This window comes from Actinomadura sp. NPDC049753 (genome assembly GCF_040674655.1).
GTDB lineage: Bacteria > Actinomycetota > Actinomycetes > Streptosporangiales > Streptosporangiaceae > Spirillospora > Spirillospora verrucosospora.
In genome coordinates, this window is record NZ_JBFARL010000110.1 from 1 (window position 1) to 20,592 (window position 20,592).

The 20,592-nt window shown below is 74.1% G+C and carries 18 protein-coding genes; 8 read left to right on the forward strand and 10 right to left on the reverse strand.

All coding sequences use genetic code 11. The features are described from left to right. Positions 1-133: 133 nt before the first annotated feature. The 4 genes from iolB to AB0K37_RS25505 are packed head-to-tail and all read right to left on the reverse strand — an operon-like array spanning position 134 to position 3,778. Positions 134-991 (reverse strand): 5-deoxy-glucuronate isomerase, encoded by an 858-nt coding sequence (iolB, locus tag AB0K37_RS25490; protein WP_363985190.1) that lies wholly within the window; start codon positions 989-991, stop codon positions 134-136. Continuing rightward, the gene (iolC, locus tag AB0K37_RS25495; RefSeq protein WP_363985192.1) at positions 988-1,923 is read right to left on the reverse strand and encodes a 5-dehydro-2-deoxygluconokinase; all 936 of its coding nucleotides are present in this window, start codon (positions 1,921-1,923) and stop codon (positions 988-990) included. Before iolC ends, iolB begins: the two co-directional genes overlap by 4 nt. Then, entirely contained in the window at positions 1,920-2,771 is an 852-nt protein-coding gene (locus AB0K37_RS25500) for a TIM barrel protein (protein WP_363985194.1), read from the reverse strand. Before AB0K37_RS25500 ends, iolC begins: the two co-directional genes overlap by 4 nt. After that, a complete protein-coding gene (locus AB0K37_RS25505) occupies positions 2,768-3,778 on the reverse strand; it encodes a Gfo/Idh/MocA family oxidoreductase (RefSeq protein ID WP_363985196.1) in 1,011 nt (336 codons plus the stop codon). Before AB0K37_RS25505 ends, AB0K37_RS25500 begins: the two co-directional genes overlap by 4 nt. Before the next feature lie 168 nt (positions 3,779-3,946). On the opposite strand from AB0K37_RS25505, the gene AB0K37_RS25510 reads away from it, so the two are divergent. Continuing rightward, positions 3,947-5,458, forward strand: a complete 1,512-nt coding sequence (locus AB0K37_RS25510; RefSeq protein ID WP_363985198.1) for a nitroreductase family deazaflavin-dependent oxidoreductase — start codon at positions 3,947-3,949, stop codon at positions 5,456-5,458. On the opposite strand, the gene AB0K37_RS25515 is transcribed toward AB0K37_RS25510, so the two are convergent. Continuing rightward, positions 5,455-6,009 (reverse strand): VanZ family protein, encoded by a 555-nt coding sequence (locus tag AB0K37_RS25515; protein ID WP_363985200.1) that lies wholly within the window; start codon positions 6,007-6,009, stop codon positions 5,455-5,457. The two genes, AB0K37_RS25510 and AB0K37_RS25515, sit on opposite strands and share 4 nt — an antisense overlap. A 57-nt stretch (positions 6,010-6,066) precedes the next feature. Continuing rightward, positions 6,067-8,463 (reverse strand): endopeptidase La, encoded by a 2,397-nt coding sequence (gene lon / locus AB0K37_RS25520; protein WP_363985202.1) that lies wholly within the window; start codon positions 8,461-8,463, stop codon positions 6,067-6,069. 168 nt (positions 8,464-8,631) lie between these two features. On the opposite strand from lon, the gene AB0K37_RS25525 reads away from it, so the two are divergent. From AB0K37_RS25525 to AB0K37_RS25535, 3 genes are all read left to right on the forward strand, one after another. Then, positions 8,632-9,144 (forward strand): hypothetical protein, encoded by a 513-nt coding sequence (locus AB0K37_RS25525; RefSeq protein WP_363985203.1) that lies wholly within the window; start codon positions 8,632-8,634, stop codon positions 9,142-9,144. Positions 9,145-9,207: 63 nt separating this feature from the next. Beyond that, on the forward strand, positions 9,208-9,729 hold the full coding sequence (locus tag AB0K37_RS25530; RefSeq protein ID WP_363985205.1) for a hypothetical protein: 522 nt from the start codon (positions 9,208-9,210) through the stop codon (positions 9,727-9,729). Positions 9,730-9,982: 253 nt separating this feature from the next. Then, positions 9,983-11,233, forward strand: coding sequence for an MFS transporter (locus AB0K37_RS25535; RefSeq protein ID WP_363985207.1), 1,251 nt, complete (start codon positions 9,983-9,985; stop codon positions 11,231-11,233). A 639-nt stretch (positions 11,234-11,872) separates the two neighbouring features. On the opposite strand, the gene AB0K37_RS25540 is transcribed toward AB0K37_RS25535, so the two are convergent. From AB0K37_RS25540 to AB0K37_RS25555, 4 genes are all read right to left on the reverse strand, one after another. Further along, entirely contained in the window at positions 11,873-12,796 is a 924-nt protein-coding gene (locus AB0K37_RS25540; RefSeq protein WP_363985209.1) for a helix-turn-helix domain-containing GNAT family N-acetyltransferase, read from the reverse strand. Between the two features lie 71 nt (positions 12,797-12,867). Further along, positions 12,868-13,179 carry a DUF3817 domain-containing protein gene (locus tag AB0K37_RS25545; RefSeq protein WP_363985211.1) on the reverse strand — a complete coding sequence of 104 codons (312 nt, stop codon included), beginning with the start codon at positions 13,177-13,179 and terminating at the stop codon, positions 12,868-12,870. Between the two features lie 86 nt (positions 13,180-13,265). Beyond that, entirely contained in the window at positions 13,266-13,622 is a 357-nt protein-coding gene (locus AB0K37_RS25550) for a hypothetical protein (protein ID WP_363985213.1), read from the reverse strand. A gap of 65 nt (positions 13,623-13,687) precedes the next feature. Next, positions 13,688-14,824 carry a citrate/2-methylcitrate synthase gene (locus AB0K37_RS25555; protein ID WP_363985215.1) on the reverse strand — a complete coding sequence of 379 codons (1,137 nt, stop codon included), beginning with the start codon at positions 14,822-14,824 and terminating at the stop codon, positions 13,688-13,690. Positions 14,825-14,827: 3 nt separating this feature from the next. Between AB0K37_RS25555 and AB0K37_RS25560 the strand changes: the two genes are divergently transcribed. The 4 genes from AB0K37_RS25560 to AB0K37_RS25575 all read left to right on the forward strand — a co-directional run bounded on the left by AB0K37_RS25560 (position 14,828) and on the right by AB0K37_RS25575 (position 20,589). Next, positions 14,828-15,910, forward strand: coding sequence for a hypothetical protein (locus tag AB0K37_RS25560; protein WP_363985217.1), 1,083 nt, complete (start codon positions 14,828-14,830; stop codon positions 15,908-15,910). 47 nt (positions 15,911-15,957) lie between these two features. Continuing rightward, a complete protein-coding gene (locus AB0K37_RS25565) occupies positions 15,958-17,331 on the forward strand; it encodes an SWIM zinc finger family protein (RefSeq protein ID WP_363985219.1) in 1,374 nt (457 codons plus the stop codon). Next, positions 17,328-19,973 (forward strand): DUF6493 family protein, encoded by a 2,646-nt coding sequence (locus AB0K37_RS25570; protein WP_363985221.1) that lies wholly within the window; start codon positions 17,328-17,330, stop codon positions 19,971-19,973. The genes AB0K37_RS25565 and AB0K37_RS25570 overlap by 4 nt, the downstream gene beginning before the upstream one ends. Before the next feature lie 73 nt (positions 19,974-20,046). Continuing rightward, a complete protein-coding gene (locus AB0K37_RS25575) occupies positions 20,047-20,589 on the forward strand; it encodes a methylated-DNA--[protein]-cysteine S-methyltransferase (RefSeq protein ID WP_363985223.1) in 543 nt (180 codons plus the stop codon). Positions 20,590-20,592 lie beyond the last annotated feature (3 nt).

The following is a 20,592-nucleotide window of genomic DNA, read 5'->3' on the forward strand; positions in this document are numbered from 1 at the left end:
GCCTGCCCCACCCCAGCCACGTTGCCGTGCCCGAAAATCCCGAAACACCCCGCGAAGAACCGCCGCTCCTCACCATCCCGCTCGCTGTACTGCGCCGAGAGGAAGCGGATCAGCGCCTGAGCCACGGTGAGTCTCACGAGCGTCCCTCCGGCGAGGTCAGGGGCAGCCGGGGGTCCACCTGCTGCCCTTCCCAGGTGTCGCGGATCCAGGCATGCGCCGGGTCGTCGCAGATGCGCCAGGCGCGCTCCGGCGACGGCCCGGCCATCACGTTCAGGTAGTACAGGTCGTGCCCCGGCGGCGCCATCGACGGGCCGTGCCAGCCGTGCGGGATCAGCACGGCGTCGCCGCTGCGGACCTCCGCCAGCACATCGATCGGGCGTCCCGGCGAACCGTAGACGCGCTGGTAGGCCATGCCGTCCCGGGCGACCTCGAAGTAGTAGATCTCCTCCAGGACCGACTCGCCGGGCCTCTGCTCGTCATGCTTGTGCGGCGGGAACGACGACCAGCACCCCGCCGGCGTCAGCACCTCGCACGCGATCAGCTTCTCGGCGAACGGGAATCCCTCCGGCGTCCCGAAGTTGTTGACCTGCCGGCTCGCCGAGCCCGCACCCCGCAACTCCACCGGGACCTTCTCCGCCGGTCCGTAGCGAGGTGCGAGCCGCCGCTCGCACCGGGCGCCCGCCAGAGCGAACCGCCCGCCGCCGCGGACGGTCACCCGGGCGTCGCGCGGCACGTAGGCGAAGTCGCTGACCCGGGCGAAGACGTCCTCGCGGCCCTCCAGTTCGAACCGCTCGCCGTCGCACTCCACGGCGCACGACCCCGCCAGCGGCAGCACGATCGTCTCGAACTCACCGGTGTCGAACGTGTGGGAGCCGCCTTCCGGCAGTTCCAGCACCCGCAGCCCCGAATACGCCCAACCGGCCGACTCGGGTGTCACGACGAGCCCGTACGGGGCTTCCGCGGCGGTTCCGGCGGGGAGGTGGTACTTCATCGTGGCTCCTTGAGGAGTTCGTCGACCTCTTCTTGCGTGGGCATCGCGTCGGAGCAGGCGATACGGGACGCGACGATCGCCCCTGCGGCGCCCGCGAACTCGACGAGCCGCCGCAGGTCCCATCCGGCGAGGAGTCCGTGGCAGACGGCGCCGCCGAACGCGTCTCCGGCGCCGAGTCCGTTGACGACGTCCACCTTGACGGGGGGCACCTCCACGACCTCGTCGGCCGTCGCCGCGAGGACGCCTTCCGGGCCCATCTTCACGATGGCGAGTTCCGGGCCGCGGGCCAGGATCGCGCGGGCGGCGGCGCGCGGCTCCCGCTCCCCCACGGCGACCTCGCACTCCTCCAGGTTTCCGACCGCGACCGTTGCCCGTTCCAAGGCGAGGCCTGCCCAGTGCGGAGCCTCCGATGGGTCGTCCCACAGCATCGGCCGGTAGTCGAGGTCGATGACGGTCTGCCCGGGGTGCTCCGCCAGCGCGGTCAGGGTCGCCTCCCGGCTGGGCTCCTGCGAGAGGCCCGTGACCGTGGCCCAGACGATGCGCGCCGAGCGGATCGCGTCGAGGTCGAGCTCGTCCGCCCGGATCTCCAGGTCGGGAGCCTTGGGGTAGCGGTAGAAGTACAGCGGGAAGTCGTCGGGCGGGAAGATCTCGCAGAAGGCCAGCGGCGTCGGCAGGCCGGGGACGGCGGTGACGAACCGGTCGTCCACGCCGTAGCCCCGGAGGGCCTTGTGGACGAACCGGCCGAAGGGGTCCTCCCCCGTGCGCGTGACGACGGCGGTCCTGCGGCCGTACCTGGCCGCCGCCACGGCGACGTTGGTCGGGCTGCCGCCAAGGTACTTGCCGAACGACTCGACGTCCTCCAGCGGCGTGCCCACCTGGTTCGGATAGACGTCGACGCTGACCCGCCCCATCGTGATGAGGTCGAACGTCATCGGGCCACCCCGGCGAGGTAGTCGAGGCTCCTGCGGACGTCGCCGTACGGTCCGGCGTCCTGCGCGGGTTCGCCGGCGAGGACGGTGTCCTGCTCCATCACCCACCAGCCTTCGTAACCCGAGACCTCCAGGGTCCGGATGATGTCGGGGATGTCGATGTCACCGTCCCCGAGCGGCCTGTACAGACCGTCCCGCACCGCGCTCGTGTACGTGATGTCTCCCTTGAGTACCTGTTGGGCAAGGCCCACGTCCACGTCCTTCAGATGGACATGCGCTATGCGCGGCGCCGCGAAACGCGCCAGCCACACCGGATCGGTTCCGCCGACCAGGAGGTGCCCTGTGTCGAGGCAGAGCGGGATGCTGCATCCGCCCAGCACGCGTTCGACCTCGGCGCGCCGCTCCACGACCGTCCCGACGTGAGGATGCAGGGTGGCGAGCCTGCCGCGTTCGGCGGCGCGCGCGGCGATGGCGTCGAGGTTCGCGAGCAGCGCCGCCCACGCCTTGGTGTCGAGGACGGGGCGCTCGTCGTATCCGTCGAGTCCGGTCGCGGCGGCCAGGACGAGGACACCGTCGATGTCGTCCAAGGCCTGCTCGACCACGGGCAGGGGGTCGAACTCGGGGTCGTGCAGAACGACAGGCACGAACGCCCCTACGAGACCCAGGCCGAATGAGGTCAGCAGTTCGTCCCGCTCTTGCGCGGCCCTGGGGAGGAAGCCGTCCGGTCCCAGTTCCGTGGCGGCGAGGCCGAGGTCGCGCATCTCGGCGAGCACCCGGCCCGGCTCCATCTGGTGGCCCCAGCCGGGCACCTCGCACACGCCCCACGAGATCGGCGCGCCGGCGATCCTCACCGCCGCACCTCCTCGACGGCCACCATCCGCCCCTCCCGCATGGACAGCTCGCACGCCTCGGCGAGGTAGAACGCCTCCAGCGCCTCTTCGGGCGGGCACGGATTGGCGCGGCGGCCCGCCACGACGTCCGCGAAGGCCCGCAGTTCGGCGTCGTAGGCGTCGGAGAAGCGCTCCATGAAGCCGCCGTAGGGCGCCTTGGGCTGGTCTCCGTCCGGGAGCGCGGTCGCGGGCGTCCGGTCGTCCAGACCGGCGATGACGCTGTCCTTGGACCCGAACAGTTCCAGGCGCGCGTCGTACCCGGCGGCGTTGTAGCGGGTGGCCGAGACCTGGCCGAGCGCCCCGTCGTCCAGGATGAGCAGCGCGGAACCCGTGTCGACGTCCCCGGCCTCGCGGAAGAAGTCGTCGCCGCGGTTGGCGCCCACCGCCATCACGCGGACGACCTCGCGGCCCGTGACGAACCGGATCAGGTCCAGGTCGTGGATGAGGCAGTCGCGGAACAGCCCGCCGGAGGTGGGGACGTACTCGGCCGGCGGCGGCGCCGGGTCGAAGCTGCACGAGCGGACGGTGTGCAGCCAGCCGAGCCTCCCGGACGCGAGGGCCTCGCGCGCCGCCGCGTTCCCGGCGTCGAACCGGCGCTGGAACCCGACCTGCACCGGAACGCCGCCGCCGGCCGCCGCCCGGACGATTTGGAACGTTCCATCAATATCGGACGCGAGCGGCTTCTCGCAGAAGACGGGAGTTCGCGCCGTCACGGCGCGCTCCACCAGGGCCGCGTGCGCGTCCGTGGCCGCCGCGACGACCAGGCCGTCCAGTCCGGCGGAGAAGAGCCCCTCGACGGTCTCCAGCGCGGTGACCTCGGACGTCCCCCCGCTCAGGCGCGCGGCCAGATCCCGGGCGCGCCCGGGTTCGGCGTCCGCGACGACCACGGCCTCGACCTCGGGCAACTCTCGCAAAGCGGCGGCGTGGCGCGCACCAATGCGCCCCGCGCCGGCCAGTCCGATCCTCATCGATCCCCTCCCGGTGGGCGTTCAGATGGAGACACGAGTCTGATGGAGCGTTCCAGAAGCGTCAACGCCCCGGCCGTCCGCCTCTCCGGTATGGAGGTGTCCGAAATCCCCGCCGTTACTCGGGGGCTCGGCTGTCGCCGGAGCCATACCAAGCGCTAGTTTTGCCCTATGCGGATCTTCGTCACCGGCGCCTCCGGGTTCGTCGGGTCCCACGCCGTCCGCGCCCTGCTCGCCGCCGGGCACCGGCCCCGCGCGCTGGTCCGCGACCCGGCCAGGGCGGCGAAGGTCCTGCGCGCGGTCGGCGTCGACCCCCGGGACGTCGAACTCGTCCCCGGCGACATGCTGGACGAGGACTCGGTCGCCGAGGCGCTCCGCGGCTGCGACGCCGCGATACACACCGCCGCGGCCATCGGGGTGACCGGGGGCGCCGGCGACCTGGTGGAGGTGAACGTCCGGGGCACCCGCAACGTGGTCGGCGGCGCCGTCGCCCAGGGCCTGGCCCCGGTGGTCCACGTGTCGACGGTCGCGGTGTTCGTCCCGCCGTCCGGCCCCGTCATCACCGCGGGGGGCGCTCTGGCGAGCCCCCGGACCGACTACGGCAGGTCCAAGCTGGCGGCCGAGCACTACGTGCGCGGCCTCCAGGAGGACGGGGCGCCGGTCACCATCGTCTACCCCGGCGGCGTGTGCGGCCCGAACCAGCCGACGCTGGACGCGCTGATGGAGGGCCTCGCCGCCGCGCTCGGCAAGGTGTGGCCGCTTCCGGGCGGCGGCGTCTCGGTCGTCGACGTCCGCGACCTCGGCGAGGCGTTGGCACGGTCCGTCGAGGCACGGCAGGGCCCCAGCCGCTGGGTGCTCGGCGGCCACTACCTGACCTGGCCGCAGTACGCCGACCTGTGCGACCGCCTCACCGGCGTCCGGTGCCGCCGCATCCGCGTGCCGAGCCGCGTCATGCTCGCGCTGGGCTCCGTCCTCGACGCGGCCAAGCGCGTCCGCCGCTTCGACTACCCGCTCACCCGCGACGCCGCCGAGTTCATGGTCACGCTGGTGCCGACCGACGACCGCCCCATCCTGGACGCCCTCGGGCTCACCCTGCGCCCCGTCGAGGAGACCGTCGCCGACGGCCTGCGCTGGCTGGCCGAGAGCGGCCATCTGAACCCGCGCCGGGCCGGACGGCTCGCCGCCAAGGAGGCCCCGATGCCGACCCTCGTCCAGCGCACCTTCGGACCGGTCTTCCACCGGGTCTCGGGCGCCGAATGGTTCTCCCGGGTGGGACCCAAGGTCGTCCCGCCCGTCGACCGGACGCTGCACCGGCTCACCGGCGGACGGCTCATGCTCGGCCAGCTCCTCGTGCCGAGCCTCGTCCTGACGACGACCGGCGCCGTCAGCGGCCTCCCCCGGCAGACGCCGCTCGCGTGCCTGCCCGACCGGGAGGGCGGCTGGTACGTCGTCGGCTCCAACTTCGGCCGGGAGAAGCATCCCGCCTGGACGGGCAACCTCCTGAAGAACCCCGACGCGCAGGTCAGTTTCCAGGGCCGCACCGTCCCGGTCACCGCCCACCTCCTGGACGACGTCGAGCGCAAGGAGATCTGGCCTCGCCTCACCGCCGTCTGGCCCGTCTACGACCGCTACGTGGAACGCACCGAACGGCAGCTCAGAGTCTTCCGCCTGACCCCCCGCTAACGGCCGCGGAGGGTCATGGAGAGCCGCCGGCCCAGGAGCAGGTAGGCGAGCACGACACCGATGACGTTCAGGATGACGTCGTCGACGTCGAAGGCCCGTCCCATCACGAACGTGCCCTGGACCGTCTCGATGGCCAGCGAGAGCATGCCGCTCACCAGCGCCAGCCGCACGGGGCCTCGGAGGGTCGTCCAGACCAGGGGCAGGAGCACTCCCAGCGGCGCCAGAAGTATCACGTTGCCGCCGATCTGGAGGAAGGCCTCCTTCGTCGGGCGGTCCATATAGAACCGGAGCGACCTGCCCGGATCGGTGTTCCCGCCCGCCTGCCCGTTGTCATGGACAGGCGTCAGCGTGAGCTTGAACGCGAAATAGAAGAAGACGCCAAGAAACCCCAACGCGATGATGACGACCAACGCGCGCAGGGCGACGATGTACCAAGGGACCCTCTCGCCCGCTGCAGCGGGCTGCCACATCTCCACCAACACGCGGCGCGGTCTGCCCCGTCCGCCGCGGTCCATGCACGGTTCCGGGTTTCGGGTGGCCGGATAGTCCATTGAAGTCAGAACGCCCGTGCCGGGACGAACCCGGCACGGGCGTTCCGCGCGCCTCGATCAGACGGCGACCGCGGTGGTGGCGGGCTCCAGGGCCAGGTCCAGCACCTCGCGGACGTCGCTGACGGCGAACACCGTCATCGTGTCGAGCACCTCGGCCGGGACGTCCTCCAGGTCCGGCTCGTTGCGCTTCGGCACGATCGCGGTGGTGATGCCGAGCCTCGACGCGGCCAGCAGCTTCTGCTTCAGCCCGCCGATCGGCAGCACCCGCCCGGTCAGCGACACCTCACCGGTCATCGCCACGTCCGAGCGCACCGGGCGGCCCGACAGCAGCGACGCCAGCGCCGTCGTCATCGTGATGCCCGCGCTCGGACCGTCCTTCGGGATCGCCCCGGCGGGCACGTGGACGTGCACGCCGCGGTCCTTCAGGTCGCCGACCGGCAGCTCCAGCTCCGCGCCGCGCGAGCGCAGGTAGCTGAGCGCGATGCGGGCCGACTCCTTCATGACGTCGCCGAGCTGGCCGGTGAGCGTCACGCCGGTGTCGCCGGTCTCCCGGTCGGCCAGCGACGCCTCGATGTAGAGCACGTCGCCGCCCGCGCCGGTGACCGCGAGGCCCGTGGCCACGCCCGGCACGCCGGTGCGGCGCTCGTTCCTGCTCAGCTCGACCTCCGGGGTGAACCGCGGCCGGCCGAGGTAGTCCTTCAGGTCGTCCGCGCCGATCCGGACGGGCAGCGCCGCCTTCCCGAGCGCGACGTTGGCCGCGACCTTGCGCAGCGCCCGCGCGATCGAGCGGTCCAGGGACCGGACGCCGGCCTCCCGGGTGTACTCGGCCGCCAGCAGCCGCAGCGCGTCGTCGCCGAAGGCCACCTCGGACGCCTCCAGCCCCGCCTTGTCGAGCTGGCGCGGCAGCAGGTGGTCGCGGGCGATGGTGACCTTCTCGTGCTCGGTGTAGCCGTCCAGCTGCACCAGCTCCATCCGGTCGAGCAGCGGCCCGGGGATCGCCTCCACCACGTTCGCGGTGGCCAGGAACAGCACGTCGCTCAGGTCAAGCTCCACCTCCAGGTAGTGGTCCCGGAAGGTGTGGTTCTGCTCGGGGTCGAGGACCTCCAGCAGCGCCGCGGTCGGGTCGCCCCGGTAGTCGGCGCCGACCTTGTCGACCTCGTCCAGCAGGACGACGGGGTTCATCGTCCCCGCCTCGCGGATGGCCCGGACGATCCGCCCCGGGAGGGCGCCCACGTACGTGCGGCGGTGCCCCCGGATCTCGGCCTCGTCCCGGACGCCGCCCAGCGCGACCCGGACGAACTCGCGTCCCATGGCCCGCGCGACCGACTCGCCCAGCGACGTCTTGCCGACTCCGGGAGGACCGGTCAGCGCCAGCACCGCGCCGCTCCTGCGTCCGCCCACGACGCCCAGGCCGCGCTCCTCGCGCCGCTTGCGCACGGCCAGGTACTCGACGATGCGCTCCTTGACGTCGTCGAGACCGGCGTGGTCGGCGTCCAGGATCTCCCGGGCGCCCGCGATGTCGTAGGCGTCCTCGGTCCGCTCGTTCCACGGGATGTCGAGGACGGTGTCCAGCCAGGTGCGGATCCAGCCGCCCTCGGGCGAGGCGTCGGACGACCGCTCCAGCTTGTCGACCTCCTTCAGCGCCGCCTCGCGCACCTTCTCGGGAAGGTTCGCGGCCTCGATCCGGGCCCGGTAGTCGTCCTCCTCGTCGGCCGGGTCGCCGTTCAGCTCGGCCAGCTCCTTGCGGATGGCCTCCTGCTGCTGGCGCAGCAGGAACTCCCGCTGCGTCTTCTCCATGCCCTCCTGGACGTCCTTGCGGATGGTCTCCGCCACGTCCAGTTCGGCGAGGTGGTCGCGCGCCCACCCGATCACCAGGGTGAGCCGCTCCACGAGGTCGACGGTCTCCAGGACCTCGATCTTCTGCTCGTCGGTGAGGTACGGCGCGTACCCGGCGTTGTCGGCCAGCGTGGAGGGGTCGTCGATCTGCTGCACGACGTCCACGACCTGCCAGGCGCCCCGCTTCTGCAGGATCGCGCTGACCAGCCCCTTGTACTCCTTCGCCAGCTCCTGCGCCCGCCCGGTGGCCGGCGGGGCCTCAACGGCCGTCCCCTCGACCCACAGCGCCGCGCCCGGCCCGGTCGTCCCGGTGCCGATCCGCACCCGCTGCACGCCGCGGACGACCGCGCCCGGCTCACCGCCGGGCAGCCGCCCCTCCTGCTCGATGACGCCGAGCGTGCCGATGCCGGCGTACTGCCCGTTCAGCCTGGGCACCAGCAGCACCCGTGGCTTGGCCGCCGACCGGATGCCCGGCCCCTTGGTCTGCGCCACCGCCCGCGCGGCCTCGACGGCGGCCCGGACCTCGCCGCTCTCCGACAGGTCCAGGGGCACCACCATGCCGGGCAGAACGACCCCGTCTTCCAGGGGCAGCACCGGCAGCGTCAGGGTCTCGCTCATGCTCAGCTCCAACTCAGTAGGACACCCAACCGCAAGATTGAGTCACTCACACTCAAGAAAACGGAGCAGCATTTTGTTTCCGCAGCAACGTTCGCTCTCAGCGATCACCCGGCGCACCCGCCCCACGCCCGTCGGCGTCCTGTCGGACGACCTTGGGACACTTCTGCCGTGATCGAGCTGACCGACGAGTTCCTCAGGACCGAGCCCGGGACCATCTGCCACTGGCCGGCCGACCTCGACCATCCGGTCGCCGGTACCTGGAGCATCGTGATCCCGCTCGAACCCTTCTCCGCGGACGACGAGTACGAGCCCGCGACGTTCCGGCCCGGCCCCGGCGGCCCCGACCTGGTCACCACGGAGATCTCGCTCGACCGCATCCTGCTGCCGGCAACCGGCCTGGAGGCACTGAGCGAGCGCGCCTTCACCTTTCCGGTGAACCCGGAGGACGGTTTCATCGACGGCTCGATCTACCTCGTCGCCACGCACTGCCCCGTCCACGTCACCCGTATCGAGTTCGGTCCCGCCGGACCGGACCGCATCGCCGCCACCCTCCACGCCCGCTTCGACTTCGGCGCGGCCGGCGCCATCGACATCCACGACCGCACGGCCGACCTGAAGACCACCCTGCACTTCGAACTGGGGCGCCCCGTCTCGGCAGCGGCGCCGGCGCCTCCCCCCTGATCGATCGTGAGTCCGGCGCCCGGGGGGCCGCTCGGCCGGGCCGAACGTGACAGGCTCGGGCGCGTGAACGCGCGCGAATACCGCTATGTCGGGCCCGCCGACATCTTCGAGCAGGCCCGGCCCGGGGAGCGGGGGCCTGCGATCCGGTCGCACGGCGACCTCGCCGGCTGGCTGGCGGGGCAGACCGCGCAGGACGCGGGGGAACCGTTCACCTACGTGGTCGACCTGACCGGGACGCTGCGCCTGGCCCCGCAGCGCAGCGAGCACGTCGCCTGCGCGGGCCGCGAGCCCGTGCTGGGCGCGGGTGAGATCACCTTCCTCGCGAGCGGGGGCGGCTGGACGGTCAGCGAGATCAGCAACCAGTCGACCGGCTACTGCCCCGACCCGTCCTCCTGGACGGCCGTCGCGGCGGCTCTCGACCGGGCCGGCCTTGAGCGTCCCCCCGAGTTCACCCACCCGATCGTGTTCCGGCGCTGCCGCCGGTGCCGCCAGCGCAACATCGTGAAGGACGACCACTACGTCTGCGCCGTGTGCGGGGGCACCCTGCCCACCGTCTGGAACATGGACGAGACCCACGCGCGCTGAGGCTCCCGGAAAACCCGTTGCGGGCGGGGTGAGGGGCATGCCAGGGTCGGCGCGAAGATCTCGGGTGCCCTACGGGAGGTCGCGCGTGTACACCGTTTCCGGCAAGGCCACTACCGGCGTCTCGGCGACGAGGCACGCGGCGGCTTAGGCCGGCACCGCTCCACGACGCCGAGGCGATTCCGGCGGGGGTCGTCCCCCCGCTGTCCCGGCCTGCGCGGATTCCGCGCCGGTGTCGACTCGACGTGGAGCATCCTTGTCTTCTCCCCTGTCCGCGGCGGACGCCTCGATCAACCGCCGCACGCTCTTCCTTCTCGCTCTGACCTGCGGCGTCGCCGTGGGCAACATCTACTTCCCGCAGGCGGTGAGCCCGCTCGTCGCGTCCGGGCTGAACGTGGCGCCGGACTCGGCGGCGCTCGTGGTGACCGCGGCGCAGTTCGGGTACGCGGCCGGGAACTTCCTGCTGGTGCCGCTCGGCGACCGGTTCCCGCACCGCCCGCTGATCGTGGCGATGCTCGCCGTCACCGGCGCGGCGATGCTCGGCGCGGCGGGCGCGCCCGGGCTGGCGGGGCTGGTCGGCGCGAGCGCCGTGACCGGGGTCACTACCGTCGTCGCGCAGGTCATCGCGCCGATGGCGGCCGGTCTGGTGGCCGCCGAGCGGCGCGGCGCGGTCATGGGGACGCTGCTGGCCGGCTCGATCGGCGGCATCCTGCTGGCCCGCACGTTCGGCGGGCTCGCCGGCGAGTGGCTCGGCTGGCGGGCACCGTACCTGATCGCCGCGGTCGCCACCCTGGCGATCGCGGCGGCGCTGGCGTTCGCGCTGCCGGCGACCGTCCCGCCGTCGCGGCAGTCCTACCCGGCGCTGCTGGCCGCGCCGCTGCGGCTGCTGCGCGAGGAACCGGAGCTGCGGCGGTCGTGCCTCTACCAGGCGACGCTCTTCGGCGGGTTCCAGGCCGTCTGGACGGGCCTCGCGCTGTATCTGACGGGCCCCGAGTACGGGTTCGGGGCCCAGGCGGTCGGCGTCCTCGCGCTGGTCAGCGCCGGCACCATGGCCGCCATGCCCGCCGCGGGACGCCAGGTCGACCGGCGGGGCCCGGACCCGGTCAGCCTCGTCGCGATCACCGGGACGGCCGCGGCGGCCGGAGTGCTGGCGCTGGGCGCCCTCGGCGGAGCGCCGGGGCTCGCGGCGCTCGGCGCCGGGACGCTGCTGCTGGACGTCGCGATGCAGTCCGGCATGATCGCGAACCAGGCGCGGATCTTCGCGCTGCGCCCGGACGCCCGCAGCCGCGTCAACACCGCCTACATGACCTGCGCGTTCCTCGGAGGCAGCACCGGATCGTGGCTCGGAGCGGGCGCCTGCACCCGGTTCGGCTGGACGGCCGTGTGCGCGCTCGTCGCCCTGCTGGCCTGCGTCGCGCTCGCCCGGCACCTGCTGCGCCGCCCCGGCGGCACCGGACGCGCGGACCGGCGGGGCAATGCGGAGGCAAAGGCCCCTTCGCGATCTTGATTCTTTGCCCGGGTGCCGGTTTACGCGCGCATGACGCGAGGGTACCTAACGCAACGAGATCGTGACGCAGGGTGAACGACAGGTACTCGGGCGGCAAAGCCCCAGGTAGAACGTTGGGAGGCGGCAGATGAACCGTGGCGGACACGCGAACCGGGCCGCCTCCGCGTCCCCTTCCCCGCGCGGCCCGGTCCGTACGGCCGAGAACGTTCGCGACGTACCGCGCCGCGGCCGCCCCCGCCCCCCGGCGGGAGCCGCGCAGGGCGGGCACGGCGACACACCTCGGGTCCTCGGCTGTACCGGACCGTCCCCGCGCCGCCTCCCTCCCCCGGGCCCCGTGCCGCTCGCCCCCGCGGCACCGGCGCCCCCACTGGCCGGGCCGGCCGCGGCGCGCAGCCGCGCCGCCGGTCCGGCCGCAGGCATCCGGGCGCCGCGCAGGCGCCCTCTCCCGACCGCCGGGCGAGCGCCCGCGCCCGGCGCGGCACGGGAAGGAGGTGGGCCCGAGACCCGATTCGAACCGGCGCGCAGCCGGTGAGTCCAGGCGGCCGGTACTCCGTCCGACCCCCGTCCCGGCCGCCGACGCAGTCAGGGATCGCTGCGGAGCAGGGCCCGTGGAGGAGCGACACCCTCCACGGGCCCTGTTCACAGCTTCCTGCGCCAGACCTGCCCGCGCACGACGTCCCCGAAGCGCTCCACCGGGGCCTCCTGCTCCTCCAGGACGAACCCGGCCCGCTCGTAGAGGCGGTGCGCCGGGCGCTGCAGCGCCGTCGTCCACAGCATGATCTCGGCGTAGCCCGCCTCGGCGGCGAAGTCCACGCACGCGGCGACCAGCGCCGCGCCGACGCCCGTCCCGCGGGCCCGCGGCTCGACGTGCAGCAGCCGGAGCTGCGCGACGTCGTCCTCCCGCCGGACGCAGAACACCGCGCCCAGCCGCTCCCCGTCCGACTCGGCGATCCACGCGTTCTCCCGCTCCGGGTCGTGCCCGCGCACGTAGTCGGCGACGACGGAGGCGACCAGGGCCTCGTAGGTGCGGTCCCAGCCGCACTCCGCGTCGTAGAGGGCGCCGTTGCGCTCCACCACCCAGCCGAGGTCGCCGGGGCGCAGCGGGCGCAGAACGAAGCCGTCCCCGCGGGGGCGCTCCCCGAGGACGTCCTGGACGGTGCGCATCGCCGCCAGCAGGCGGCGGCGGTCGGCCGGGTCCAGGCCGTCCAGCAGCTCGCGGATCTCGGCGACAGACCGCTCGTCCAGCATGGCGAAGACCTCGCGCCCCCGGGGGGTGAGCCGGACGATCTGGCGCCGGGCGTCCCCCGGCGCGCGCTCGCGCGCGACGAGGCCGTCGGTCTCGAACCGGGCCAGCATCCGGCTGAGATAGCCCGCGTCGAGGTCGAGGGCGCGGCGCAGGGCCAGCACCTCGCTGTCCTCGCGCTGCGCCAGCTCGAAGATCACCCTGGCCTCGGTCAGCGAGTACGGCGACCGGACGAGCCCCTCGCCGAGCACCCCGATGACGCCGGTGTAGAAGCGGTTGAACGCGCGGACCGTGCCGACGTCCTCCCGGGTCGCCTCCATGCCCGCCTCCTAACGTTTGACTCAGTCAAACATTAGGCGAGACGGGCGCCGCGCACCAGCCCCGAGGGCCGTCAGGCGTTCGCCTCGGCCTTCGCGGGCCGCAGCTCTCGCGCGTCGCGGACCACCCGGCGCTCGACGAAGAAGGTCATCAGCGGCACCACGCCGCCGAGCACGATCATCACCATCCGGCTCAGCGGCCAGCCGGTGCGGCGCCACAGGTCGTAGGCGACCGCCAGGTAGACCATGTAGAGGAAGCCGTGGACGGGCGCCACGATGCCCGCGAGCGCCGGCATGTCGGTGGGGCCGTACTTGAGGATCATGCCGATCACCAGCAGCACCAGCAGCGTGCCGACCACCAGCGCCAGGATCCGGTATCTGGCCACCGCGCCTTCCACAGCAAACGCACCTTTCGTTCGGCGGCCCCTCGGGCGGGGCGGGCCCCCAATGGGCGGGGTGTGCGGGACGCGGGTCAGCCGCGCCCGCGGCTCTCGGAGTTGAGCCGCGCGAGGTAGCGGTTGTACGCCGCGAGCGCGGGGTCCTCTTCCTCCTGCTGCCGGATGATCTCCCGCTTGACCTCGGCCTCGGCGGGCTCCTCGATGATCCTCGGCGCGGGCCGCACCCCGGCCCGCTCGTCCCGGATCATCTTGACCCACATCACGATCACGAAGATCGCGAAGATCGGCCACTCGAACGTGTAGGCCCAGCTGCGGTCGTTGCCGCCCTGGGCCCGGTCGAACTGCCACCAGCCGAAGCCGAGGAAGGCGCCGCACAGCACGATGGCGAGCGCGTGAAGCCCGAGCCAGCCGGGGGTGAGGAACCGTCGCACGTCACCGAGCCTACCCCCGGTCCAGCGGCCCCCGACCGCGACCCCGGCCCGGCGCGCGGGGCCCGTCAGGCGGGCTCCGGGCCGACGTAGACGGCTCGGGGGCGCAGCGGGACGCGACGCCCGTACTCCTCCAGCGCGTGCGCGAGCCACCCGGCGGTGCGGGCGACGGCGAAGACGGCCTCGCCGGCCCCCGGGACGAGCCCGGCGACGGCGCCGAGCGTCGCCAGGGAGAAGTCGACGTTGGGCTCGGGCAGGCGGCGCCGGGCGGCCTCGGCGAGCACGGCCTCCGCGGCGGCGAGCCGCTCGTGGGCGGGCGCCGCGGCCCGGACGAGGTCCATCAGCAGCGCGGCGCGCCCGTCGCCGGACTTGTAGACCGCGTGGCCGAACCCCGGCACGCGCTCCCCGCCGCGCAGCCGCTCCCCGACCACGCGGGACGCCGCCTCCGGGTCGGCGACCTCGGCGATCAGGCGTTCCGCGCCGTAGGACGCGCCGCCGTGCAGCGGACCGCTCAGCACCCCGAGCCCGGACGCGACGACCGCGTAGGGGTCGGCGCGCACGGACGCGGCGACCCGCGCCGCGACGGTGGAGGCGGCGAGCTCGTGGTCGGCCAGCAGGATCATGGCGGCCTCGAACGCGCGCAGCAGCCCCGCGTCCCGGGGCGGGTGCGGGCACAGCCGGTTCCAGAGCCGCTCGGCGATCCGTCCGCCGCTCCGTCCGCTGCCGGGGGCCCCGTTCGCGGCGGGCAGGGCCTCGACGAGCCCGGCGATCAGCGCCCGCCCGGTCGCGACGACGCCCTCGGGATCGAGGTGGTGGCGCAGCGGGTCGGTCGCGGCGAGCGCGGCCGCGATCAGGTGGAGGCGGTCGAGCGGGAGGAGCCCCGGCGGCAGGCCGGACTGGGCCGCGACGGCCGCGGCGACGCCGTCCGCCCTGGCCCGCCAGGGCGCGTCGTGATCTTCGGGCTCCTCGGCTTCGTCGCGCCCCTGCCACAGCCAGGCGGCGACCTCCTCGAAAGTCCGGCTCCCGGCCATCTCCAGGGCGTCGCGGCCCCGGTAGTAGTGGCGGTCGGAGCCGAGCGCGGTGATCGCCGACTCGATCGCCAGCTCGCCCGGCCCCGGCGGGCGGCGGGGCCTGCCGCGCCGGGCCAGCTCCTCCACCTGCGCGGCCTCGAACAGGCTGCGGCGTCCGCCCGGCGCCTGGTCCACGAGGTGCCCTACGTCCGGGCGCAGATCGCGCTGGCGGAGGCGGGCGCGTTCGGGGACCTCCGCCTTTCGGGGTGGTGCCGGGGCGTCGCGGCGGACGTGGAGAAGGCCGTCCGGGTGCGGGCCGGTGGGGCCGGGCTCGCGCACTACAACCTGTCCATCTCGACGTCCGACTACATGATCGCCAACAAGTTCCGGGGCCGCCTCGACCGCGACGCGATCATCCGGGAGACGGTCGCGGCGGTCCGCGCGGCCAAGGCGGGCGGCGCGCGGACGGTCGGGGTCAACGCCGAGGACGGCTCGCGCACCGACGAGGGCTTCCTCACCGAGTTCGCGCTCGCCGCGAAGGAGGCCGGCGCCGACCGCGTCCGGTACTGCGACACGATCGGCGGCGACACGCCGGAGCGCATCAGGGAGCGCTTCGCCAGGCTCGCGTCCGCCGTCGCGATGCCGGTCGAGACCCACTGCCACAACGATCTCGGCATGGCCGTGGCCAACTCCGTCAGCGGCGCGCTCGGCGACCTGGAGGCCGGCCAGGACGCCTGGGTCAACACGTGCGTGAACGGCATCGGCGAGCGCTCCGGCAACGCCGACCTGCTGTCGACGATCCTGGCGTTCCGCCACGGCTTCGGCCTTGACGGGCGCGCCGAGATCGGCGATCCGATCGACCTCGGGTGGGCGCGCCGCTTCGCGCTGTGGGCGAGCTACGCGTTCGGCCAGCCGCTGCCCGCCCACCAGGTCGGCGTAGGGCGGAACGCGTTCGCGCACGAGTCCGGCATCCACGCGGACGGCGCACTGAAGGACCACGGCAACTACGAGTTGTACGACGAGGCGACGCTCGGCCCCTTCCCCGACGACTGGCACACCCGTCCCGGCCGCGTCGTGCTGACCGGCGAGTACGGCGGCAGGGCGGGCTTCCGGCACGTGATGGACGGCCTCGGCGTCGAGCCCGCCGACGAGGATCTGGCCTTCCGGCTCGTCCAGCTCTGCAACGCGCAGACGGGCCGCCCGCTGACCGACGACGAGCTGCGCCTCATCGCCGCCCACCCGCACGAACTGGCACTGCTCTTCCCTGGCCAGATCCCCTGATTGCGGATTCGGCCTGATTTGTCAGTCTGAAGCCCTACGTTTCCGGCATGGCGAGCAGCACGATGGCGGCAGGGGCCGCGCAGTCGTACCGGTACACGAGGCCTTCCGGGCTGGACGAGGGGCTTCTGGGCCTCTCCACGTCCGGCGGGACGACCAGCAGCGGGCCGCAGGCGCATCCGCACTTCTTCAGCGGCGTGCTCACGCGGCCGGCGGCCGCGGCGGCCGGGCTGCTCGCGCTGGCCGACGTCGCGCAGACCCGGTACTTCCAGCCGCGCCCCACCTCGTTCCGGGATCCGGTCGTCACGTGCAACGGCGACCGGATCCGGATGGAGTCGTTCTCCGCCTGCGGCGGCGTGTACGCCCGGCTGGACGTGCTGGAAGCGGCGCTGGACGGCGAGGTCCACGAGCGCGGCACGACGAACGTGGACGTGAACGGGCCGCTGCGCGAGGCGCTCGCCCGCGTGGGCGGGTCCGACCCGCTGCACCTGGCGGTCGGCGCCGGGGAGATGGCCGTCACCACGATGGACGGGGCCGTGGTGGAGAAGAAGGTCCCGCTCCCCGACCGCTGGCTGCGCGGCTTCGCCGAGGTCCAGGTCATCACGGCCGGGTTCGACCCGCGCGGGGAGCTGGGCGGGCCCGACGCGGTGCGGTTCCTGCGGTCCCTGCCCCGCGGGGGGCGCGGGCCGCTGTGGGTCGTCCCCGCGGGCCGGACGCTGCGGGTCGCGGCGCGCCCGTCCCCCGGGGCGGTCTGCCTGGCGGGGCCCGACCGGCTGCGGACGCTGCTGCCGCTGCTCCGCTTCGCGAAGGCGCTGCGCGTCTACGGGCCGCCCGTCGCCGGCGGGAGCGGGCCGGTGTCGAGCGTCTGGGAGCTGGAGCTGCCCGGCATGCGGTACGTCCTGACCCTGTCGCCGCAGCACTCGCGCGGGTTCTCCGGGGAGGGCGCCGTGCTGGACGCCGTCTCGACCGACGAGGCGGCGGGGGACGCCGACCTGCTCGGCGCCCTGCTGTCCTTCGAGCCGCGGGTGGAGCCGGGCCTGCTGGCCGAGCGGTCGGGGCTCCCGCTCGCACGGACGAAGGCGGCGCTGGTCCAGCTGGGGACGTCCGGCCGCGTCGGCTTCGACACCGCCGAGGCCGCGTACTTCCACCGCGAACTGCCCTACGACCCGGCGCGGGTGGCCGACCTCAACCCGCGGCTGCGTTCGGCGCGCGCGCTGGTCGCGGAGGGCGCCGTGCGGTTCACCGCCGAGGACGCGGCCGTCGTCGTCGGCAACGGCGGCGAGCGCCAGGTCCGCTTCGACGGCGACCGCGCCACCTGCACCTGCCCCTGGTGGTACGACCACCGGGGCGAGCGCGGCCCGTGCAAGCATGTCCTCGCCGCCCGGATCGTCCGCCGCGAGACGAGCGCGGAGGCGGCCCGATGAGCGCCCGCGAGGACGACCTCCAGAAGGCGCTGGACGCCGGCGACGTGGAGCTGACGGCGCGCCTGGTCGCCGAGCTCGACGACGACGCCCGCCGGGCCGTCGCGAAAGACCTGCCCGACCGCATGAAGGCGATGCGCGCCGCGACGCGCCACGGCGAACTGCCCCACAAGACGCTGGAGCCGCTGCTGGTCGCCGGCGCCGGCACGCTCGGCGGGCCGGCGGCCGCGGCCGCGTGGCTGTGCCGCCGCGACCTGCGCCTGTGGTGGACCCAGGACGGCCCCGCCCGGACCTGCGCGGCACTGCGCGCGGTCACGTCCACGCGCCCGGACGAGTGGCGCGCCGATGTCGCCCGACGCGTCGCCGCCCGGTTCCGCGTCTCCGGCGGCGAGTCGCTGCTGTGGCACATGGCGGCGGTGCTGGCCGAGTCGGCCGGGACGGTCCCCGAGTCGGACGGTTTCGTGGTCGGCTGGGTGACCGAGCGCGACCTCCCCGAGGCCGACGACCCGTTCCTGGACGCGCTCGTCCCGAGACTCTTCGAGGTGGAGGCCGTGGGAGGCGCCCTCGCCGAGGACGGGGCGAGGCCCCAGTGGAACCGTCCCCGCAAGGGCGGCTGGGCGGGCGCCCTCGCCGGCCTGGCCGCGACCGGGCGGCTCGACCGCGCGGTCCTGCTCGACGGCTGCGTCCGCCGCTTCCTGCGCGGCGGCACCGCCCGCGACCTCCGCTGGTTCATCGCGCTGCACGACGCGCTGGAGCCCGCCGACGACGAGACGGCCGCCCGCGTGCGCGACTACGTCCGCCTGCTCCCGGCCGCGCCCTCGACCGTCGCCGGGCTCGCCCTGCGCCAGGTCCGCCGCGTCGACGACCGGGGCGGGCTCGACGCCGCGCTGTTCGACGAGGCCGCGGACGCGCTGCTGTTCCGCCCCGAGAAGAAGCTCGTCCAGGCCGCGCTGATCTGGCTCGACCGCACGGCCCGCAAGCGCGACCGGGTCGACGCCACGCTGCGCGCCGTCACGGCCGTCTTCCACTCCGACGCGCTCGACCTGCGCGAACGCGCCGTCGCGGTCGCCGCCAAGCACGCCGCTCACGCGAGCGGGGCCGTCCACGAGGAGGTCCGTGCCGCCGCCCGCGACCTGCCCGCCGTCCTGCGCGAGCCCGTCGCCGCGGCGTTCGGCGCGGTCGAGACGACCGACGATTCCGAGCCGTCCCCGGGACCGCCGCCCTTCACCCCGCGCGAGGCGCCCGCCCCGATCGGCTCCCTCGACGAGCTGGCCGAGGAGTTCGCGGTCCTGCTGCGCGCCGACGAGGAGTGGCGCACGTCCGAACGCTTCCTGGCCGCGCTCGTCGAGTTCGCCTACCGCGACCCGGAGGCGACGCGCGCGGCGCTCCGGAAACCCGCCGACGACGTCGCACCCTGGCTCACCGACTCCGACCGCCACGGGTACTGGCGCCCCTATGTGAATGCGAGCTGGATCGCGCTGCCGGTGCGGAGCCTCCTGCACCCGCCGAGAACGCACGGCCTCAGGGAAGCGCTCGCCTCCCTCCTGAAGGGGCGGTCCCGCAAGGCCGGGACGGTGTTCAAGCCGCAGATGGAGCGCTTCCTCACCCTGCGCAGGCACGAGATCGCGTCCATGGTCGGGAAGGCGCCCGTCCTCCTCGCGACCCCGACCGAGGGCAGCGGCCACGTCGACCCGGACGTGCTGGTCGCGCGCCTCGAACGGATCGAGGCGGCGGGCGCGGAACCGGGGCGGGCCGACCTCACGCAGGCGATGCTGCGCGTGCCGCGCGAGATCGACCCGGCCGCCGTGGCACGCGCGCGGCGGCTGGAGTCCGCGGCAGGCCGGACCATCGCGTCATGGCTGGCGGACGGCGGGCTCGCCGACCCCGCCGTCGAGTGCACGGTCCTCGACAAGCCCCTCGCGAGCGTCCGCGGCCGCACGCTGCGCCTGCCGACCCGGATCCTGTCCACGGTGGACGTCCCCGGCGACTCCGACATCGCCCACCTGTGCACCTTCCCCGAAGACGGCTGGACGGACTTCGGGACGGCGGGAATCCACGCGGCCCAGGAATTCTGGCCGTCGGTCCTGCCGTCCCATCGCGAGGTCGCCGCCGCGCATCTCGCCCCCGACCTGGCGGGCGCGAGCGAGGAGGACCTGGGCCAGGGCGCCGTCATGCTCGACCTGGCCGGGGCCGACGGGCCCACCGGCTCCGCCACCGGGACGCTGCTCGCCTGCGCGCTCGCCCACCGGAGCCAGAACGAGCGCGCCGACGCCGTCGAGGCGCTCCTCGTCCTCAGCGCCCGGGGCGACCTGCCGGCGGCCGAGACGGGGACGGCGCTCGGACGGCTCGCCGCCCTGAAGCGCCTCACCCTCCCCCGCGCGGTGAAGGCCCTCACGGCGGCCGCCGACGGCGGCGGGCACGCCGGAGTCTGGACGATCCTCGCCGCGGCACTCCCGCACGCGCTCCCCGCCCCCGGCGAGCGCGCCGTGACCGGGGTCCCCGACCTCATCGCCCTGGCGACCCGCCTGGCGGAGGCGACCGGCGCCAAGGGCGCCGTCCCGGGCCTTGAGGACGTGGCCGCCCGCGGCGGTTCCAGCCGCCTGGTGAAGGAGTCCGCCCGCCTGCACCGCACGCTCGCAACGTGATGGGCCGGGCCGGTGTTGAAGGAGGAGCCGGTCCAGTGTGGGACGCTGAACCCGGCGGAAGGAGCGCTGAACGATGACCGAGACACTGGCGTTCGGCACGGTCGACACCGTGCTCGGCCGCCTGCTCGTCGGCGAGACCGAGACGGGGGTCGTCTCGCTGCACTTCCGCGACACCCCGGCCGCACGCGCCCGCACCGCCAAGGCGGCCGGGCTGCCCGTCGTGGACGCCCCCGCCCGCCTCGCCCCCGCCCTCGCGGCCCTGCGGGACTACTTCACCGGCGACCTGAAGCACTTCGAGCTGCCCATCGACTGGCGGCTCACGTCCGACGTCCAGCGGCAGGTGCTCTCGACGCTGTACGAGACCGTCCCCTACGGGCAGGTCCTCACCTACGGCGACCTGGGAGAGCGCAGCGGCACCGGCGTCCACGCCCAGGTCATCGGCCAGGTCATGGGCTCCAACCCGATCCCTCTGATCGTCCCCTGCCACCGTGTCGTCGCCTCGAACGGGCTCGGCGGCTACAGCGGCGGCTCCGGCGTCGAGGTCAAGCGCTGGCTCCTCACCCTCGAAGGCTCCGTCCCCGCCACCCTCGACTGGGACATCGACCGGGGGCCGTGACCT